General features: G+C 47.2%; 15 protein-coding genes. 14 read left to right on the forward strand and 1 reads right to left on the reverse strand.

Annotated features, from left to right (window positions below; all coding sequences use genetic code 11):
* The first annotated feature begins 14 nt into the window (after positions 1–14).
* The 14 genes from ACQ4M5_RS04115 (at position 15) to ACQ4M5_RS04180 (ending at position 14696) form a co-directional block, all read left to right on the forward strand.
* Positions 15–926, forward strand: a complete 912-nt coding sequence (locus ACQ4M5_RS04115) for a hypothetical protein (protein ID WP_430674333.1) — start codon at positions 15–17, stop codon at positions 924–926.
* 23 nt (positions 927–949) lie between these two features.
* On the forward strand, positions 950–1810 hold the full coding sequence (locus ACQ4M5_RS04120) for a polysaccharide pyruvyl transferase family protein (RefSeq protein WP_430674334.1): 861 nt from the start codon (positions 950–952) through the stop codon (positions 1808–1810).
* 14 nt (positions 1811–1824) lie between these two features.
* Positions 1825–2772, forward strand: coding sequence for a glycosyltransferase (locus ACQ4M5_RS04125; protein WP_430674335.1), 948 nt, complete (start codon positions 1825–1827; stop codon positions 2770–2772).
* Between the two features lie 2 nt (positions 2773–2774).
* Positions 2775–3722 carry a glycosyltransferase family 2 protein gene (locus ACQ4M5_RS04130; RefSeq protein ID WP_430674336.1) on the forward strand — a complete coding sequence of 316 codons (948 nt, stop codon included), beginning with the start codon at positions 2775–2777 and terminating at the stop codon, positions 3720–3722.
* On the forward strand, positions 3703–4269 hold the full coding sequence (locus ACQ4M5_RS04135) for an acyltransferase (RefSeq protein WP_430674337.1): 567 nt from the start codon (positions 3703–3705) through the stop codon (positions 4267–4269). Before ACQ4M5_RS04130 ends, ACQ4M5_RS04135 begins: the two co-directional genes overlap by 20 nt.
* On the forward strand, positions 4263–5171 hold the full coding sequence (locus ACQ4M5_RS04140) for a glycosyltransferase family 2 protein (RefSeq protein WP_430674338.1): 909 nt from the start codon (positions 4263–4265) through the stop codon (positions 5169–5171). Before ACQ4M5_RS04135 ends, ACQ4M5_RS04140 begins: the two co-directional genes overlap by 7 nt.
* Entirely contained in the window at positions 5128–6360 is a 1233-nt protein-coding gene (locus tag ACQ4M5_RS04145) for a glycosyltransferase family 4 protein (protein WP_430674339.1), read from the forward strand. The genes ACQ4M5_RS04140 and ACQ4M5_RS04145 overlap by 44 nt, the downstream gene beginning before the upstream one ends.
* Complete coding sequence (locus ACQ4M5_RS04150) at positions 6357–7268, forward strand: hypothetical protein (RefSeq protein WP_430674340.1); 912 nt, start codon at positions 6357–6359, stop codon at positions 7266–7268. The genes ACQ4M5_RS04145 and ACQ4M5_RS04150 overlap by 4 nt, the downstream gene beginning before the upstream one ends.
* A 2-nt stretch (positions 7269–7270) precedes the next feature.
* Positions 7271–8353, forward strand: a complete 1083-nt coding sequence (locus ACQ4M5_RS04155) for a glycosyltransferase family 4 protein (RefSeq protein WP_430674341.1) — start codon at positions 7271–7273, stop codon at positions 8351–8353.
* Between the two features lie 276 nt (positions 8354–8629).
* Positions 8630–9370, forward strand: a complete 741-nt coding sequence (locus ACQ4M5_RS04160; RefSeq protein ID WP_430674342.1) for a PTPA-CTERM sorting domain-containing protein — start codon at positions 8630–8632, stop codon at positions 9368–9370.
* Between the two features lie 424 nt (positions 9371–9794).
* A complete protein-coding gene (locus ACQ4M5_RS04165) occupies positions 9795–11054 on the forward strand; it encodes a glycosyltransferase (RefSeq protein ID WP_430674343.1) in 1260 nt (419 codons plus the stop codon).
* A 10-nt stretch (positions 11055–11064) separates the two neighbouring features.
* Positions 11065–12480, forward strand: a complete 1416-nt coding sequence (locus ACQ4M5_RS04170; RefSeq protein WP_430674344.1) for a hypothetical protein — start codon at positions 11065–11067, stop codon at positions 12478–12480.
* A 48-nt stretch (positions 12481–12528) separates the two neighbouring features.
* The gene (locus ACQ4M5_RS04175) at positions 12529–13761 is read left to right on the forward strand and encodes a glycosyltransferase (RefSeq protein WP_430674345.1); all 1233 of its coding nucleotides are present in this window, start codon (positions 12529–12531) and stop codon (positions 13759–13761) included.
* A 23-nt stretch (positions 13762–13784) separates the two neighbouring features.
* Positions 13785–14696: a class I SAM-dependent methyltransferase gene (locus tag ACQ4M5_RS04180; RefSeq protein ID WP_430674346.1), complete on the forward strand. Its 912-nt coding sequence runs from the start codon at positions 13785–13787 to the stop codon at positions 14694–14696.
* Positions 14697–15122: 426 nt separating this feature from the next.
* Here the strand turns inward: ACQ4M5_RS04180 and ACQ4M5_RS04185 are convergent, their stop codons facing one another.
* Entirely contained in the window at positions 15123–17810 is a 2688-nt protein-coding gene (locus ACQ4M5_RS04185; RefSeq protein WP_430674347.1) for a zinc-dependent metalloprotease, read from the reverse strand.
* Positions 17811–17969 lie beyond the last annotated feature (159 nt).

The raw sequence follows: 17969 nt of genomic DNA on the forward strand, positions 1-17969 counted from the left end.
TTTCTAGCTGAATTATGAATTTACCGACTTGCTCACTCTCGATTACCGTTGCTCGAACCGATATTCCGTTCATGATGCAGACCATTCCGCATCTGGTGAGATCTTGTCAGTTTGAGTTTGTTGAACGAGTGTTATTTCTCGAAACTGCTCCGTTGTCTAGCTTGTTTCGTCATCGTCCGGGGATTGGTTCATTTGAAGACCTGCGCGATCGGGCGAATCAGCTTTTGCAAATGGGCATCATCGATCGCATCGTTGAGATTGACTACTCGATGTCGATTCGCAAGCCGCTATACCAAAAATACTTTGGGCGACTGTTGCGCGAAACTCACAATCACCGTGGAGCACCCATTTATGGCTATATGTTCTCTCTAGAACAAGTCAAAGGCGATTATGTGCTGCACTTTGACAGTGATATGCTATTGCACCAAGAACCGCAGTTTAGCTGGATACAAGAAGCCGTTAATGTTTTTGAGCAAGATCCGAGCATCGTATTTGTATCGCCGTTATCCGGTCCACCCACTCCAGATGGAAGTCTCAAGCAGCGGGGAGTCGAGTATCAGCATGACCCGCGTGGGTTCTACAGATTTAAAGATTTTACCAGCCGGAAGTTTTTAGTCGATCGTCGTCGTCTTGCTCAACTTTTACCGCTCAAACCAGAGTGGCTCTCTTGGAAGCGCCGACTTCTGAGCTATTACACCAAAAAGAGTGCACTACAGAACTTTGAGATTATGGTGTCGAATCGGATGAAAGAAACCGAATACATCCGAGCCGATCTCAGTTCTTCTCAAGCTTGGACAGTTCACCCTGCCGATCATGGTGCTGCGTTTATTCAAGCCTTGCCGCAGATTATTCAGCGAGTTGAAGCAGGTCGCTATCCCTCAGAACAGGTGGGAGACTACGACTTACAGTTAGAAGCGTGGCTTTAAAGGCTTTATCATCTCTAGCAACAATGAAACTTTACTATTTTGATGGCAAGTCGAGAGAACATCAGATCGGAAATTTTGGTGATGATCTCAATCCTTGGTTGTGGGATCGATTGTTACCTGATGTTCTCGATAGGAATGATGACACACTTTTCGTAGGAATTGGGACGCTGTTAAATGAGCGTCTCCATCGGCGGTTTCCAAATGCTTTCAAAGTTGTGTTTGGCTCTGGCGTGGGATATGGTGAATCACCGATCGTAGATTCGTCTTGGAAGATTTACTTTGTACGCGGCTTGCTGTCAGCTAAAGCGCTAGAGATTGATTCAACTTTTGCGTTAACCGACCCTGCAATCTTAGTTCGCAATTTCTACACTCCGTCTGAGCAAAAGACCTTTAGCTGGTCTTATATGCCGCACTATCACGAAGCGATTTTTAATGGAGCGATTTGGCAAGAGATTTGCGAAAGCTTAGGAATTCGCTACATTAGTCCGACTGCTCCGATCGAGCAAATTCTGTCAGACATCGATCGTTCAGAAGTTCTTTTAACTGAGGCGATGCACGGTGCGATCGTTGCCGATGCAATTCGAGTGCCCTGGGTTGCTGTAAAAACCAAAAAAGACATTCTCGACTTTAAGTGGCACGATTGGTTAAGCACTGTTAGCCTTTCCTACAGCCCATTTACGATTCAGCGATTTGCAAGTCGTCCGGGTAAAGAAGGAGTTCTGCGATACTGCGATTATCAGTTGATTCGGATGCAGATGGCATATCTAAAACAAGCCGCTAAACCGCAGTTGAGTTCTGTATCAAAACAAAATGAACTCACTGAAAAAGTGATGCTCAAGTTAGAGCAGTTTAAGCTCGATCGAGTCAATCAAGCTTGTGTGTAATCAACGGATTTGTAATGATGCTTCCCAAAGTTAGCATTCTCATTCCCTGCTATAACGCCGATCGCTGGATTGATAGCGCGATCGAGAGCGCTCTCAGCCAAACTTATCCGCACATCGAAGTGATCGTGGTCGATGATGGATCGAGCGATCGCAGCTTGGAGATCATTCAAAGTTATGGCGATCTCATTCGATGGGAGACACAACCGAATCGGGGCGGCAATGCGGCTCGGAATCGATTGTTAGAACTCAGTACCGGGGAATGGCTGCAATATCTTGATGCTGATGATTATTTGCAGCCGAATAAGGTCGCGGACCAAGTAGCTCAAATTGCTGATTCGGACATTATTTATAGTCCGAGCATCTTTGAGTTTTGGGACAGTCAACCGCCACGACAAGAGATAGTGCCGATTCCTGAACCGCATGATCCTTGGGTTTTGTTAGCTCGATGGTACTTACCGCAAACCGGAAGCCCGTTGTGGAAAAAAAGCGCGATCGTTGAAGTCGGCGGCTGGAAGATCGATCAGCCTTGTTGCCAAGAACATGAACTCTATCTGCGATTGTTAAAAGCTGGAAAGCGCTTTCAATACTGTTCCACAGCAGGATCAATCTATCGGCAATGGAGCGAAACCACCGTTTGCAAAAAAGATAAGTCCGAAGTGTTTCGACAGCGTTTTGCAATTCTCGATGCGGCTGAAGCTCATTTACAGAGCACCAGAGAGCTGACGGCTTTAAGACAAAATGCAATCAATCAGGCGCGGTTTGAATGTGCACGAACTATCTGGCTTTCCGATCGAGCTTGGGCGAATCAAGTCATTGCCAAAATTAAGCGCATCGATCGCAGTTTTATCCCGACCGGACAGGCAGCACCGAGAAACTATCAATGGATCTATCAGCGATTTGGATTTGCGATCGCAGAAAGGATTGCTCATCTCCGTCGAACGCTCACCCCGAATCCTTCTTAACCATGTTATTGCCCATTTCCGCGATCGTTCCCACTCGTCATCGGGCGGCTGCCTTTTCTCAAACCTTACATAGTTTGGCTCAACAATCGGTTCAACCCGTCGAAATGATCGTGGTTGATGGCTCGATCGATGATCAAACTCAACAGTTATGTACGAGTCAGATTCCAGGATTAAACACTCAAATTCGCTACTACAAAGCGACCGAAATTGGAGCCGCAACCCAACGCAATCAAGCGATCGTTCATGCTACCAAAGACGTGATTTGGTTGATGGATGATGATATTTTGCTGGAACCGGATTGCTTGGCGCGACTGTGGGCAGCTTTGCAAAGCGCTCCTACGATCGGCGGTGTAAATGCAATGATCACAAATCAGCGCTACTTACCTCCAGGTCGAATTAGTCGCACATTGTTTGAATTTCTCAACGGTGAGGCGCAAAAGAGCTATGCAGGTCGGTGTATTGGTCCTGCGTTGAATCTTCTGCCCGAAGATGATCCCACATTGCCAGAGATTGTCCCCGTTGAATGGCTCAATACAACTTGTACGCTTTATCGTCGTGCTGCCCTGCCGAATCCTTTGTTTGCATCATTGTTCACAGGCTACTCATTGATGGAAGATGTCACCCTTTCGCTACATGTGGGAAGGCAGTGGAAGTTAGTGAACGCGCGGACTGCGAGAATTTTTCATGATAGTCAGCCTGGAGATCATAAAAGCGATCGGGGTGTTCTTGCGCGAATGGAGTTGATTAACCGCCATTATGTAATGACGCAAATTCTAGAGCGGCGACAGTTTCAGGACTATCTTAAACTGACCGTTCTTCAGCTATTTGAAATTGCGGCATCGCTTTCAACTCGACAAGGATGGCGATCGCTGCCTGCGTTACTGGGTGGGAAATGGAGTGGATTGGTAGAAATCTTGTGGAACGATCGACATGATCCAACGTATCACTAGCGCACTGAGAAGCCGCTGGCGCAATCTTTACTACCGCTGCCTGGGTGTGAAATTCCAAGGCTATGTTTGGCTGAATCAAATCGAGATTCCCCGCAATTTTGACCAGATAGAATTCGAGCCAGAATGTTCGATCGATCGGGGAGTCACCTTACTGTGTAGCGGCGAGAATTTGGAGCGACCCAAAATCTACATTGGTGCGAGAACTTATATCAATCGCCACACCATGCTAGATGCTTCGATGTCGATCGTAGTCGGGCAAGATTGCGCGATCGGTCCCGGTTGCTATATCACCGATCATGATCACGGCATTGATGCGAACCTGCCCCCACTGGCACAGCCTTTAATTTCTCAACCAACTTACATTGGCGATCGCGTTTGGATCGGAGCGAATGCGACGATTCTCAAAGGAGTCACGATCGGGAATGGAGCCGTGATCGGTGCGGGAAGTGTTGTGACTAAAGACATTCCAGCAAACGCGATCGCGGTTGGAGTTCCAGCAAAAGTGATTCGATATCGACAACCTTCAGAACCCATAAAACAGTGCTAAATCTAGAGTCTTGTCCGGTCACGGCGGTGATTCCAACCTACAATCGTGTGGATCAGTTGATCGAAGCACTCGAAAAAATTTCAGCTTGTCAGCCTAGACCGAGCGAAATTATTGTTCATATTGATGGAGATGATGCCGTCACAGAACCCGCGATCGCACATCTTCAGAACATTAAAATTATTCGCAGTCCAAGCCAAGTCGGTCCCGGTGGTGGACGCAATCGCGCAATCTCCCAAGCAAAACACGAAATTGTCGCCAGTTTTGATGATGATTCTTATCCGATCGACACAGACTACTTCAGTCGCTTGCTGCAATTGTTCGATCGATTTCCTGATGTCGCGGTGATTGGATCAGCTATCTATCATCAAAATGAAACGATCGCGCCTGATGATTCTGTTGCTCAGTGGGTTGCAGATTTCGTGGGGTGTGGTTGCGCCTATCGCAAATCTGTGTTTCTTCAAACTGGGGGATATGTTCAGCTTCCGGTTGCTTACGACATGGAAGAAGTTGATCTATCGCTACGGTTGCACGATTTGGGATGGCGAATTCTCAGAAGTCCTTGGTTGCGAGTGTTTCACAACACCGCTTTAGGGCATCATCTCAATCCAAGAATTACAGCAGCGAGTATTACCAATCGGGCATTGCTGGCTTATCTGCGCTATCCGTCGAACTATTGGGGATTTGCGATCGCACAATCCTTAAATCGCGTCTTGTGGCTGATTCGACATCAACGATTTGCCGGAATTTTAGCAGGCTTGATCGCCATCCCTCAGACGCTTTATCAGCATCAACAGCACCGTCAAACGGTTTCTGCTCAATCGCTCAGTTCTTACCTTCATCTTCGCCAAACCGGACACTATGAATCCTTCCCCCTGGATTTGCTGCCAACTCGGTGCACGTGAGCATTATGCTATTCCTCGCGCTCTGCATCAGTCTGGACAGTTAGCGAGATTGATTACCGATGCTTGGGTGACTCCACGATCGAGGATTCAGTCCATCCCGATTCCACAATTGCGGAGTTTGCGCGATCGCTATCATCCCGATTTATCAGATGCGGCGATTGATTCGATGACGACTTCGCTGATTCAATTTGAACTCAGGCAAAAACTGAAAAAAACAACGTCCTGGGATGACATGATTGCTCGAAATCATTGGTTTCAGCATCAAATCTTACAACAGCTTCGCAAGCATCCACCGCAGGGAGCTCGCCCGATCTTTTTTGCGTATAGCTATGCCGCTCTCGACTTGCTGAAATATGCAAAATCTAAAGGTTGGTACACAGTTTTAGGACAGATTGATCCTGGAATCGTTGAAGAACAAATCGTGAAAGCAGAACAGCAGCGATATCCAGCACTCTCTCCAAGTTGGAGTCCTGTGCCGCCTTCGTATTGGGACAATTGGCGAGAAGAATGTGCGATCGCAGATTGTATTCTGGTGAATTCGGAGTGGTCGCGGCAAGCTCTCATCCAAGCAGGAATCAACGCAGACAAGATTAGAGTCGTTCCATTAGTGTATCGTCCTACGCTCGAAGCTCAATCGTTTCAGCGAACTTATCCGACTCGGTTTTCCTCAGAGCGTCCCTTGCGCGTGTTATTTCTCGGACGAGTCATTTTACGCAAAGGAATTGCAGCCATTTTAGAAGCAGCGGAACAATTGCGCGATCGACCCGTTGAATTTTTGATTGTGGGAGCTTCTGAAATTAAGCCACCTGCCACCGAACAGCTAAACATTCGCTGGATCAATGGCGTTCCTCGCAGTCTGACCGATCGATACTATCAGCAAGCAGATGTGTTTTTGTTTCCGACACTTTCGGATGGGTTTGGACTGACACAGCTCGAAGCCCAAGCTTGGAAACTTCCGCTGATTGTCTCAAAGTTCTGTGGAGAAGTCGTGAGCGATGGCATCAGTGGAAAAGTCTTGCCTGAAGTGTCGGGAACTGCTATCGCCACTGTGTTGGAATCGTTTCTTGATCGACCTTCACAGCTTGCTACCTTATCTCAAGCTACACGGTCTAATCCTGAACAGACATTCACTCAACTTTCACATCAACTCAAATCGCTCAATCCAACCTTACTCGGAACGCACTCATGATTCAGACCATCCCACCCGCTGTGAGAAAGCAACTCGGAACTCAAGTCATGCGAGTTCAGCGAAACTTTCCCTATCCGATTAAAAACTACATTCATTGCTTACCGCCGATTCACACACCCACCGAAGGTACACTGTTAGTGATCCTGACGCAGCATAAAACCTTTGTTGAAGCCCTGTGGACTGCTTATAGCTGGCTCAAATTTCTGGCAGAAAAACCAGCCCTCCGAGTGGTGATGGATGGTGACGTGACCCAAGTTGAGCGCAGAAGATTTTCTAAGTTATTTCCGAATGGAACGATCGAGAGTGTCGAAGCCTGTGTTCAATATTCTGCTGTCCGGTCTTATCGTGCGATCGATAACTTTTACCGATTGCACAAATTTGGTAAGCTGCTCATGCTAAAACTCGCGCTGCAATACGAGCGGGATATCCTTTTTTCTGATCCGGATGTGCTTGTGTTCCAAACTCCCGACGAAATCATTGAGCAAATCAAGGCTCGATCGGGTTGCTATTTTGTAGAGAAGAATGCCTTCTGTGTATCTGACTGGATCGCAAAACGAGCAAAGCAACTTTCTCTGTCACTCACCAAAAATTTCAATGCCGGAGTGCTCTTTATTCCTCAGAACTCTTTGTCGCTTGAGTTGTGCAATACTTTGCTTGAAGGTTGGTCGTTGGATGTTCCTGACTATTTTCCTGAACAAACGATTTGTGATGTGTTGATGACAGCGGCGAATGCGAATCCCTTACCGACGGAATCGTATGTAGTGAACAATCAAGGCATGTTGTTTTGGGAGAAGGATGCCGATTATCGACTGATCAAGATCCGGCATTTTGTAGGCAATGTGCGCCACCGAATGTATCTCAGCGGCTATCCAATGATCAAACAGATTCTCGACGCGAAGGAGCAGTAAACTTGGATTTGCTTAAGGTTGTTGTTTATTCGATCGTGCCTTCTCCGTATCAGCGCGATTTGTTTTATGCTCTGTCTTGCTGTCCAGAGATTGATTTACAGGTGTACTATCTTGAATCTGGCTGTGCAGATTCGCCCTGGACTGAGAAGCCGATTCAAGCTTACGAAGCTGTACTTCCAGGATTTCATCTAACTTGGGGACTGTCGCGATTCCATCTTAATTGGCATCTTCCAAGATTGAAAGATGTTGATGTTGTTGTTCTGAATGGCTATCAAAACCTGATGTCGCAACTGATTCTGCGGTTTTATGCCGATCGAGTTCCCTGCATTTTTTGGGGTGAAAAGATGGTCGGAGAGTCTAGTGGCATCAAAGGACAATTGCAGCAAACTTTTTCAGCCGCATTGAATCGATGTCGTGCGATCGCGGCAATTGGTTCTCGCGCCCAACAAGACTACAAACATCGCTTTCCTAAGCATCCGATTTTCAACATTCCGTACTACTGCAATCTGTCAGCGTTTCAAAGTTCGATCGAGCGCCCTCGCCAACCGATCACGATTCTTTTCTGCGGTCAGATGATCGAGCGCAAAGGAGTCGATCTATTGCTGCAAGCCTTCGATCGATTAATTCAATCTGGCGCTCAAGCACGATTATTGCTTGTTGGACGAGAAGCGGAACTGCCTGAAATGATGCGATCGCTCTCTTCTGAAGCAAAACAAGCTGTTGAATATGCAGGCTTTCATGATCCTGAATTTTTGCCACAGTTTTTTGAGCAAGCGGATTTATTTGTGCTGCCGAGCCGCTATGACGGTTGGGGGGTGGTCGTCAATCAAGCATTAGGTGCGGGATTGCCAATTATCTGTTCCGATGCGGTGGGAGCAGCGGTTGATTTAGTTGAACCAGGGATCAATGGTGTGATTGTTCCAGCGGGAGATGCGATCGCGCTTTACAATGCCCTTGAAACGTATGTACGATCGCCAGATCTAATTCAGCAAGCCAGTGATAGTTCTCGACGCAAAGCTGTAGATTGGACTCCGGAGGCAGGAGCAAAACAGTGGTGTAATGTCTTTTCACAGCTCTCGATTTAGGTTTCATCTAGAGCAATGCAAGTCCTCCTGCTTTTGTTTGTTCCACTTTTCTACGGAAATTCTTGGCTACTTTTTAGTAGTTCATGTAAAATATATTACATATAGGCTGACTCGCATTTTCAAAGAAATAATCGAGTTTAGCTCTGTATCGCAATCAGGGATTTCAGGACAGTTAAATCAAATGCGGCAACTTGTTTGACTCAGCAAGATTGCCAATGAGTTGAACACAATTCTGGCGCTCTACCACAATTGTTGTTCTTGAGATTGAATCGCTCGATGAAAAAATTAATCGGTCTTCTCGTAGTAGGAGCACTTACTGGCTCCCTTTCGCATGTTTCGCCTGCCTACGCTTTAGGCATCACCAACTGGAGTAGTTCAGTAGGATCTCTCACGCCTGCGGCTCCTGGACAAACTTCTCCTTCTTGTGCGGCTGGAACAGTTACTGGAGCTACGCTCTGTATCGGCTCCTACGATTTGCAGAAATCCAATTACAACAACGATGTCACGAATGGAGGAATTGGGGATTTAGCGACTAAACTTTTGGCAACAGGTGTGTTTGATGGACTCACAAAGTGGCAGTTCGGTGGAAAAGATGACCAAACAGCTAATACTGTTGTAGGAGCATTAAAGTTTAATGCAGGTGGTCTCAACACAACATCAGGGCGGATTACTTTTGGAAGTCCTATCGATCGGGCGAGAACAGCCTTGGCAATTAGCTTAAAGGCAAGCACAAGGTTCAGCATTTACTACATTCCGAAGGGTGTTGGAAGCTTGAGTAGTATTGATTGGAATACTCTTGGTGTTAGTGTCAACGACAAAGGAAGTGATAAAGGAAAGAGTCAAGGAAAGGGTAAAGGAGAAGCACAGGGTAAAGAAGAAGCACAGGCTCTTTCTCACGCTTCTGTCTACTACATTCAGGACGCAACCCCAGTTCCGACTCCTGCACTATTGCCTGGATTAATTGGAATGGGTGTTGTCACCTTCCGTAAACGCAAGAAAGCTCAGGCGGTAGGCTAATTTAGCCTCTTGGCTGATCTCCGATCTTTGTGCCGCTAATTGCATTTGCAACCGATTCTTCTCTTTAAAACAAACGGTTGCATATCTAATTTAGCGGCACAATTTGAGTAGTTTTTTACCCGCTTGATTGCAGCTAGAAGACTCACCGAACTTGTATTTAATCACACCCATTTACCTAGAACTACCGTCTTGAACACGGAAACGGAGAGCGTGTGTCTTCGGTTCTCCTCCCTGGGCTGATTAGACTGAATATAGACTTTTTGACTAAGCAAAAAAAATTGAGGTCGAGTATTCAAATCGTCCTGATTCTTAAAATTGGTGTCGTTAAATATACATAGAATGAGTCTTTATTCAGAAAGACTACGTTCGCTCAAACTGCCCGACTTCTAACGTTTCTCAACTGCTTCTCGATCGCAGTCCTAGCATGACTACCCCCCGTCTGCGCGTTCTCCTACTCGCCTCCTACTTCCCCAAACCCGATAATCCTGTCATGGGAACTTGGGCGCTCTCTCAAGCCGAAGCACTATCCCAGCAAAACATCGAACTCTTAGTTGTTTCTCCGACCTCTTGGCTACCAAGCGCGATCGCACTGACTCCTGGTGCAAAAGCCTACGCTAACTGTCCCGATACTTTCGTTTGGTCAAACTCGGTTCGTGCCGTCTATCCTCGCTGGCTCTACTATCCAGTGCCGCCCTTCAAAACGTGGGCACATCGCAATCCCGGACCCTATCTAAAACTTGCCTGGAAGTCAATTCAGCACAACCTGTGTCGCCTCGTGCAAGACTTTCAGCCCGATGTGTTGCTTTGCCATCAAACGTTACCAAACGGTTGGATTGCTGCCCAACTTCCCGAAGCAATTCGTCCCCCGATCGTCACGCTCGACCATGACTTCGATGAAATTCGTGATGCTGATTGTTATCCACAGCGCAAAGCTGCGATGCAAACGGCAGCCGATCGAGCAACACTGCTACTTGCTGTTTCCAACCCGATGCAGCAGGACTTACAATCGCTTTTTCCTCGAACTTGCGTTCTGACTCTCCACAACGGCGTGAATCTTCCATCAAAACAGATTCTAAACACTCCCCGCCCGACCGCACTTCAAGACAAAAAAGTGCTTCTTGCTTGTGCACTGTTCGCTGAACGAAAAGGGGTTCCATTGTTAATCGAAGCCTTTTGCCGAATTGCTGCTAAACATCCAGATGCAGTCCTGCGGATTATTGGAAATGGTCCAGATGCCGAGAAAGTGCAACAAGCGATCGATCAATACGATGTCACCAACCAAGTTCAACTGGTTGGAAGAAAGCCCCATGCCGAAGTGCTGCAAGAAATGGTTTGGGCAGATTGTTTTGCTTTAGTCGGGTGGGATGAACCTTTTGCGACGGTCTATCTAGAAGCAATGGCAGCCGGGAAACCGATTATCTGCTGCAACGATGGTGGCATTAATGATGTCATGATCAACACTGTTCACGGCTATTCGGTACCACCAAAAAATCTTGAGGAAACTGCGATCGCGCTCGATCGGATGCTCAGCGAAAATGATACACGACTCAAAATGGGACAACAAGCCCAACACTTGATTCAGCATCAGTTAACTTGGACTGTCAAAGCCGCAGAACTTGTTCAACTCTTAGAGCAGGTCGTCCCCCATCCCCCAACTCCCGTACTCACACACACTCCTGCTTGAGTTCTGTTCTATGTCACTCTCTCGCGATCTTTCGGAAGACCTCTACTCAGAAGCAGAACATTTTCCACCCTCTGCTTCTAGTGCAGCAACTTTAGCTTTGCTGGGTGGCATAGCACTGGGATTCATGGGAATGCAATCGCCATCGGATCAACCTGCCTTAATTGCGAGAGCCGCAGCGATCCCGGTTGCAGTAGGACTAATTGCTAGTGTCTATCTTGACAGCAACCGAGGACTGCGAAATCTTTTTCGCACCGATTTGCTTTGCCTAATTTCCCTCTACTACCTCATTCTGGCTGAATTCCTCTTTCCTCAAGAAGAGTTCAATACCTTCCTAACGATTGCTCAAACTCGTCATGCGCTCTCCCTCGTCTTAGTTGCCTTTGCGTCTTTTGCGATCGGTCGTCATCTGATCAAACCGCAACCGATGCGATCGCCGTGGCTCAACTTTGAAGATATCTCGACTGGTACTCTCTTTCGAGTGGTAATGATCTCAGCGACACTGGGCTATTTCTATATGCTTCTGTCCGTTCAGTTTGATATCTTCAAAATGATCAATGCGATGATGGGGGCGCGATTTACTGAACCGTGGGGTCGAGGAAGGCTAGGCGGTGCAAATAGTCTGATTATTGAGCTAGGCTTACTCCGATACGCAATTCCACCGTTGTTCGGCGTATTGCTGAATCGTCGTCGCTCCATACCGCTCTACCAACAGACTATACTGCTTGCGGTTTTTGCGTTAACGATGTTTCAAGGCTTCTCTGGGGGAACTCGAAATGTTTTTGTCGCCTATCTTGCGACCTTCATTGTTGGTTATTTGCTAACGCTACCGCGATACAATTTCATTAATACAATTCTCCCGCTCATTCTTACCTTCTGGATTGCAGCCTATGGTTCTTATCATATGCTGGAATTTAGAACGATCGGCTTGCGAAACTATCTTGATAATCGAGTCTACGCCAGTGATACTGTTCGACAAACCCTTTCAGTAGACTATAACTTAGGTTCTCTCGGTATCGTTGCAGATGCAATTCCTTCAAGTCATGACTATCTTGGCGGTGAAATTCTTGTTTGGTCGCTCATCAAACCGATTCCTAGAGTGTTTCTGCCGAGTAAGCCAGAAGGACTAAGCGTGAGCATTGAAGAAATTGCAGGAGCAGAAGGCTATACGCTTGCTACTACCTACATTGGCGAAGCTTATATGATGGCAGGCGTTCTGGGAGTGATTGGCACTTCTTTGTTCTTGGGAGCGCTGGCAAATTGGTGGAATCGGCTGGTATTACAACGACAGTCGGACTATGCAATGGTCGTTTACGCGCTCGGTTTTTTTGCTGGTTCAATCACAATGCGGAGTATGTTCTGGCTCACAACTGCCATGTTGCCTGTGATTGGGCTAATTGTTGCTCGCAAAAGCGGGCTAATTCGGTAATCAGATTGATGCTCGATCGTCGTTAACTTCTAGACCCGGTTAAACAAAATGAAGATTCTGCACGTGATCCCCTCACTGAGTCCAAGCATGGGGGGTCCACCACAGGTTGCAATGAATTTAGTTTGGGCATTGCAGCAATTAGGGGTGGAAGCTGAGATTATGACTACAAACCATGATGGCGCAACTGAGCTTGATGTTCCAGTCAATCAACGAGTCAACTACCGCTTTCGAGAAGATGGAGCAACGGTTCCGGTTTGGTTTATGCCGTTCAAACGTCCAGCACTAAAAGAGTTTTTATTCTCACCTGCTGCAACGAGCTGGCTATGGCAGCATATTCCGAACTATGATGTGCTAGATAATCACTACCTATTTTGCTATGCGCCAACTTGTGCCGCCGCGATCGCACGTTGGTATCATGTGCCTTATACAGTTCGCACAATGGGACAGCTAACCCCTTGGGCATTGGCACAACGCCGAGTAAAAAAGCAAGTTTACAGCGCACTCATTGAAAGACATAACCTCGATCGAGCCGCTGCAATTCATTGTACTGCGTCTTCTGAAGTCGAAGACGTGCGGAATTTTGGAATTAAATCACCGACCCTCACGCTTCCACTCGGCGTGAATTCAATGCGGGAAATTAAAGATGCTCGATCAAAGCTGCATCAGAAATACCAAATTCCGCAACAAACCCCAATTATCTTATTTCTATCGCGTCTACATCCCAAAAAGCGCCCTGAATTACTGTTGCGATCGCTTTATTCGCTTGCGGCGCAGGGATCACAGTTTCATGTAATTTTTGCAGGCGATGGAGATCCAGCATACGTGAGAAAGCTACGCGAACTGGCTGAATCTTTAGAATTAAACGATCGAATCACTTTCGCTGGTCTAGTATTAGGTGAACCGAAACATTGCTTATTGCAGGGTGCAGATTTGTTTGTCTTACCATCGTTCTCCGAGAACTTTGGAATTGCGGTTGCTGAAGCGATGAGTGCTCGATTACCTGTCGTGGTTACACCTGGTATTCAAATTGCACCAGAGATTGAAGCAGCCGATGCAGGACTCGTCGTAGAAGGTGCAGTTGAGCCTTTAGCCTGGGCAATCGAGCAATTGTTAGTGCAACCCACACTTCGCGAGAAACTGGGCAACAATGGACATCAACTTGCTCAAGAACGCTATTCCTGGAGCGCGATCGCACAACAATTAATTCCCGCCTATACGACGATCGCTGCAAAGCAACCTTTACCGAAAGAACCTTGCTTTACTCAAATCGCCTGTCCTTAATGATTGCTTGAACAACTCAGATTATGCTGACCAAGAACAGTTTGGCTTCCTTTATCACTGCTGATCAACACCTCTTTGCAACCTGGAAAGACGGGATTTTATCGTTCCCGATTGACCATCCTTCACCCGGACTCGAAGCGAATGCTTACTATTTCGGACAGCCCGAATGGGCAAAGAGCTATTTAGACGCAGTGCATCGCGATCGCGAATTTCAAGACCGTTGGTTTGCCATAACAGGTTCTTGGCAGCATAAAACTGTAGTCGATATTGGATGTGGTCCAGGAAATGTGTTCGCAGCATTACGCGATCGCTGTGGAGTACCGAATCAATTAATTGGGGTGGATGTTGCTCACGGCGGACTAAAGATTGCGGCTGAACTTGGCTATACACCTGTTCTTGCTGATGCTCAACATCTTCCGTTTATCTCTGAATTTGCCGATATTGTTGTGATTAACGGTACGCTGCATCACTGTGATGATATGCAGCAAGTGTTACGAGAGGCGGCTCGAATTGTGCGCCCAGGTGGATTGTTGATCACGGACCATGATCTACAGCAAACGATGTGGAGGAACACCGCGATCGCGCACTGGCTCTGGAAGGTTCGTCTGCCGTTGTATCGCTGGATAAAGCGAGGTGGACATGCGACGAGCGAGGAACAACGGTGGATGGTGGCGACCGAGGTGCATCACAGTCCAGGTGATGGTGTCACCCCTGAGTTTTTCTACAGCACCTTGGAGCCGATGGGCTTTAGCATCAAGCTCTTTCCACATAACCGCACAGTTGGAGCAGAGGTGCTGCAAGGCAAGTGGGGACGCTCTTCGTGGAACATTCGTTTGGCGCAGTGGCTAAGTGGGGTCAATCCGAATTCAGCAGAGGGGGCACTGGTGATGATGTGTGCGGCTCAACGCTCGATCGCTCCATTCAACCTGGCTTAAGTCCTCAGTATCACTTTGAGCTAGGACAAGCGCTTCAGCCTCTGCGCGATGAGCTACCGTGTCCACACAAGCCGACTCAAACGAGGCAATTCAGACTTGTGTGTACAGGGAGTTTTTCCAGATAGGGGAGGAATCAAAGATTGATTTGCTCAAGCCTACTGTTTATTAACACGGCGGTAAGAGCAGGAAGGCAATCACCGCAATAAACTTGCTTAGGAATGTGAATTTAATCACTCCGAACATTTGCTTGGCGAATCGAATTCGCAGCTACACAAACAAAACCCGCCGTTGCGGGTTAAGAAATTGGCTGTTAGTCCGCGTGGGGCAGACTTCGTTTGTATCGTCGCGAATTCTATTCGCCGGACTGATTTAATTCACGATCCTTAGTAGAGAACTAAGAGATTAGCCCTACACCTAGCACTCGACCTATTGCGACTGTAATTGTGCCTCCAATGCCTTTCCAATCCGATCGCGAGCTTCTTCCAGATGCGCCTTGGTGTAAACCTCCTTCTCATTGACTCGGCGTAAAGCTCGATCGATAGATTTTTGAAGCTGTTTTAGTTCATATCTTGCCACCGTTCGAGCATCTTCAGGAACATCGGCTTGCCGCAACATCATCGAAATCATTGCTTCCATGTATTGCCGCTGTAAGGCACGCCGTAAACCCGATAGTTTGAGGTTGTCCTGTGGAGTGATCACATCGCCCCAAATGCTTGACTGCAGACTATCAAACAGTTCGGGAATGGTTAATCCTTGCCCAGCTTGTGTTCTCAGTTCTGAATCTCGTAAACGTGCTAAACGATCGTAGTCCAGCAGCGAATACAGCGCAAAGCTTTGCAAAAATAGAATGTTATCGTGAATCGGATAGTCTAGATTCGCGGTTGGATTCGTTCCCCAGTGTGACCAGCGAGACGGTGCTAACTTATTCAGAAAGTCTGGTGAAAAGCGGAAAGGGGTTTCGCTGAACACATACTGCTGAATGAGTCCTAGAGCACGACGCTGTTGATCGATCGGCACAGATTCAAATGGCAATCGTCCTTGAGCATCGCCCGCTTTGAAGCGATTAAAGAACTGTCCCCCAATGTATTCACTCAGAAAAGTTGAATACTGGAAGTAGTAATCGAACACTGCATTAAACGCGACCCGAACTTCATTGAAGCTATCCCCTTGGAATGGGAACCGTTGATCAACGCGATTCCACATTTCACGAGCATTCTTTAGCTGCCATTCTGTATAAGTCAGCAAATCGCCGCTCATGTCAAAGACATTAGTTTTCGGATCAAGGTAAGTTAGATCTTCATCGGTTGCATAAGTCAGTTCAGGTTGCGGAGCGCGTTGAGCAATTTTATCGAGTTCGCGACGTTCAGCCTGAGGAACTCTAGCATCGAGAGTCGTGTAGCCGTATTCGATCGCCCATTCATCGTAAGGTCCGATCACGTGCGAGAAATAGTCTCCTTGCTTAGTTCCCTGCGGTGCTAAATTTACTGGAGCATAGTCCATGACTGATCCAGTCAGTCCTTTGCTCTGAGTAATCGAAGTATCGTTTAGCTCTTCAGGTTTGAGCATTGAACTTGCCCGGAAATTATGCCGCAATCCTAATGTATGTCCCACTTCATGAGCAATCAGATTCCGCATAAATTCCTGAGCAAAAGCTTTCATCTCAGGACTACTGGGTAAAACATTCTGCATCAGGGACATGGACATATTCCCGACTGCAAATTGCTTGGCAGTATCCACTCCAAAACAAAGGTCTTGATAGTTCCCTAGATGCGAACCAAACCGCAATCGAGGAGCGGCTTTTTTCTGCTCAGTCTTTGCTTGTTTGCGAATTGCTTGAGCCGCCATCCCATAGTTACAGAGGTTCGGATTGCCCGTGAGTTGAGCAACAAAGGGAGCCGAGCGCATTTGGTTCTGTTCCACCAAGGTGCGATAGTCTTCTTTCAATGCTCTAGCAAAGTCAGCGGAAACAATGATATCTGCATCGAGAATTTCGCCTGTGAGCGGATTCACTCGCGAAGGTCCCATTGCAAAGATGGCATCATTCGTATTGAACCAGCGAATCGTGTTGTAGCGGACATCTGCCGGGTCCCAATCGGCTTTATCCGGCATTTGTTTCACTTCGATCGCATTCTTAAACCCAATCTTTTCAAAGGCACGATTCCACAGTAAAGTCCCTTCGCGAACCGCATCCCGGTACTCTAGCGGCACACTGTTCTCAATCCAGAAAACAATCGGTTTTACAGGCTCCGAAAGTGGGGCAGATGGGTCTTTCTTCTGCAAGTTCCAGCGATTGATGTAGCGAACAAACGGTCGTCTGGAAGTGTCCGTCGTATAGTCTTTGTAAGCGGTGATAAAGTAACCAATGCGATCGTCTGCTAATCGAGGACGATACCCATTATTTTCGGGCAATTGAGACAAGCTATAGCGCACTTTCAAGCTAAAAGCTCGACTATCCGGCAGGGTTGCAATATAGGTCGGCATACTATCGCCGTTGCCGCTACCCGTGAATGCAAAGACTGATTCTACTTCAACGTTTTCTGGAAAGGCTTTAATGCGATCGAAGTAAGAACTACCTGTCTCCAGATTGTACGAGCCGCCCAGAGATTCGGATAGAGTCGGCATCAATCCAGGTAGGTCAGAAAGCAACAGCGGATTGAGTTCAACGAGAAAGCTCTTGCGCTCTGCGTGAATACTGCGAATCGGCAACGTTTCTAGAACTGAATCACTAAACGATCGCTGAATCGATCGCTCGATCGGAATTCCTTGATCCGCTCGGAAGAACAGATTTGGAACCACAAACTGAATCCCATTGTTAACACGACGCAGAGTAAAGAGAAAATCGCCAAGCGGCAAACCGCTATAGATTCCGCGCTCCCCCACTCCAGATTCGAGCGTCATTGCTGCGAAGAAATTGCGATCGAGTTGACCCGGCAAAATTTCCATCAGCACTCTTCCCGTTTTCTCGTTCTGATAGAGCGTGAACAAGCCTTTGAGGGGCTTCATGTCTTTGATCACCTCATCAAAAGGGCGAAGCTGCGATCTGTCAACTTCAGCATTTGGGCGTTGAGCGGGTTTCGATTGAGCAATTCCGGGCATTACCCAATCGCTGCTCATAGGTAACATGACTAACATGAACCCTAACAGAAAAGCCAGGAATCGCGATATTCGTTTCATTCGTGTCGTTCTACTTACGTGAGATTGTGGGAGCGTTACTCATTGGAACACAAGGGATTCGATCGATACTATCTTGCGAATCGCACGTTGATCGGAATT

The sequence above is a fragment of the Leptolyngbya sp. AN10 genome (genome assembly GCF_050565645.1).
Classification (GTDB): domain Bacteria; phylum Cyanobacteriota; class Cyanobacteriia; order Leptolyngbyales; family Leptolyngbyaceae; genus Leptolyngbya.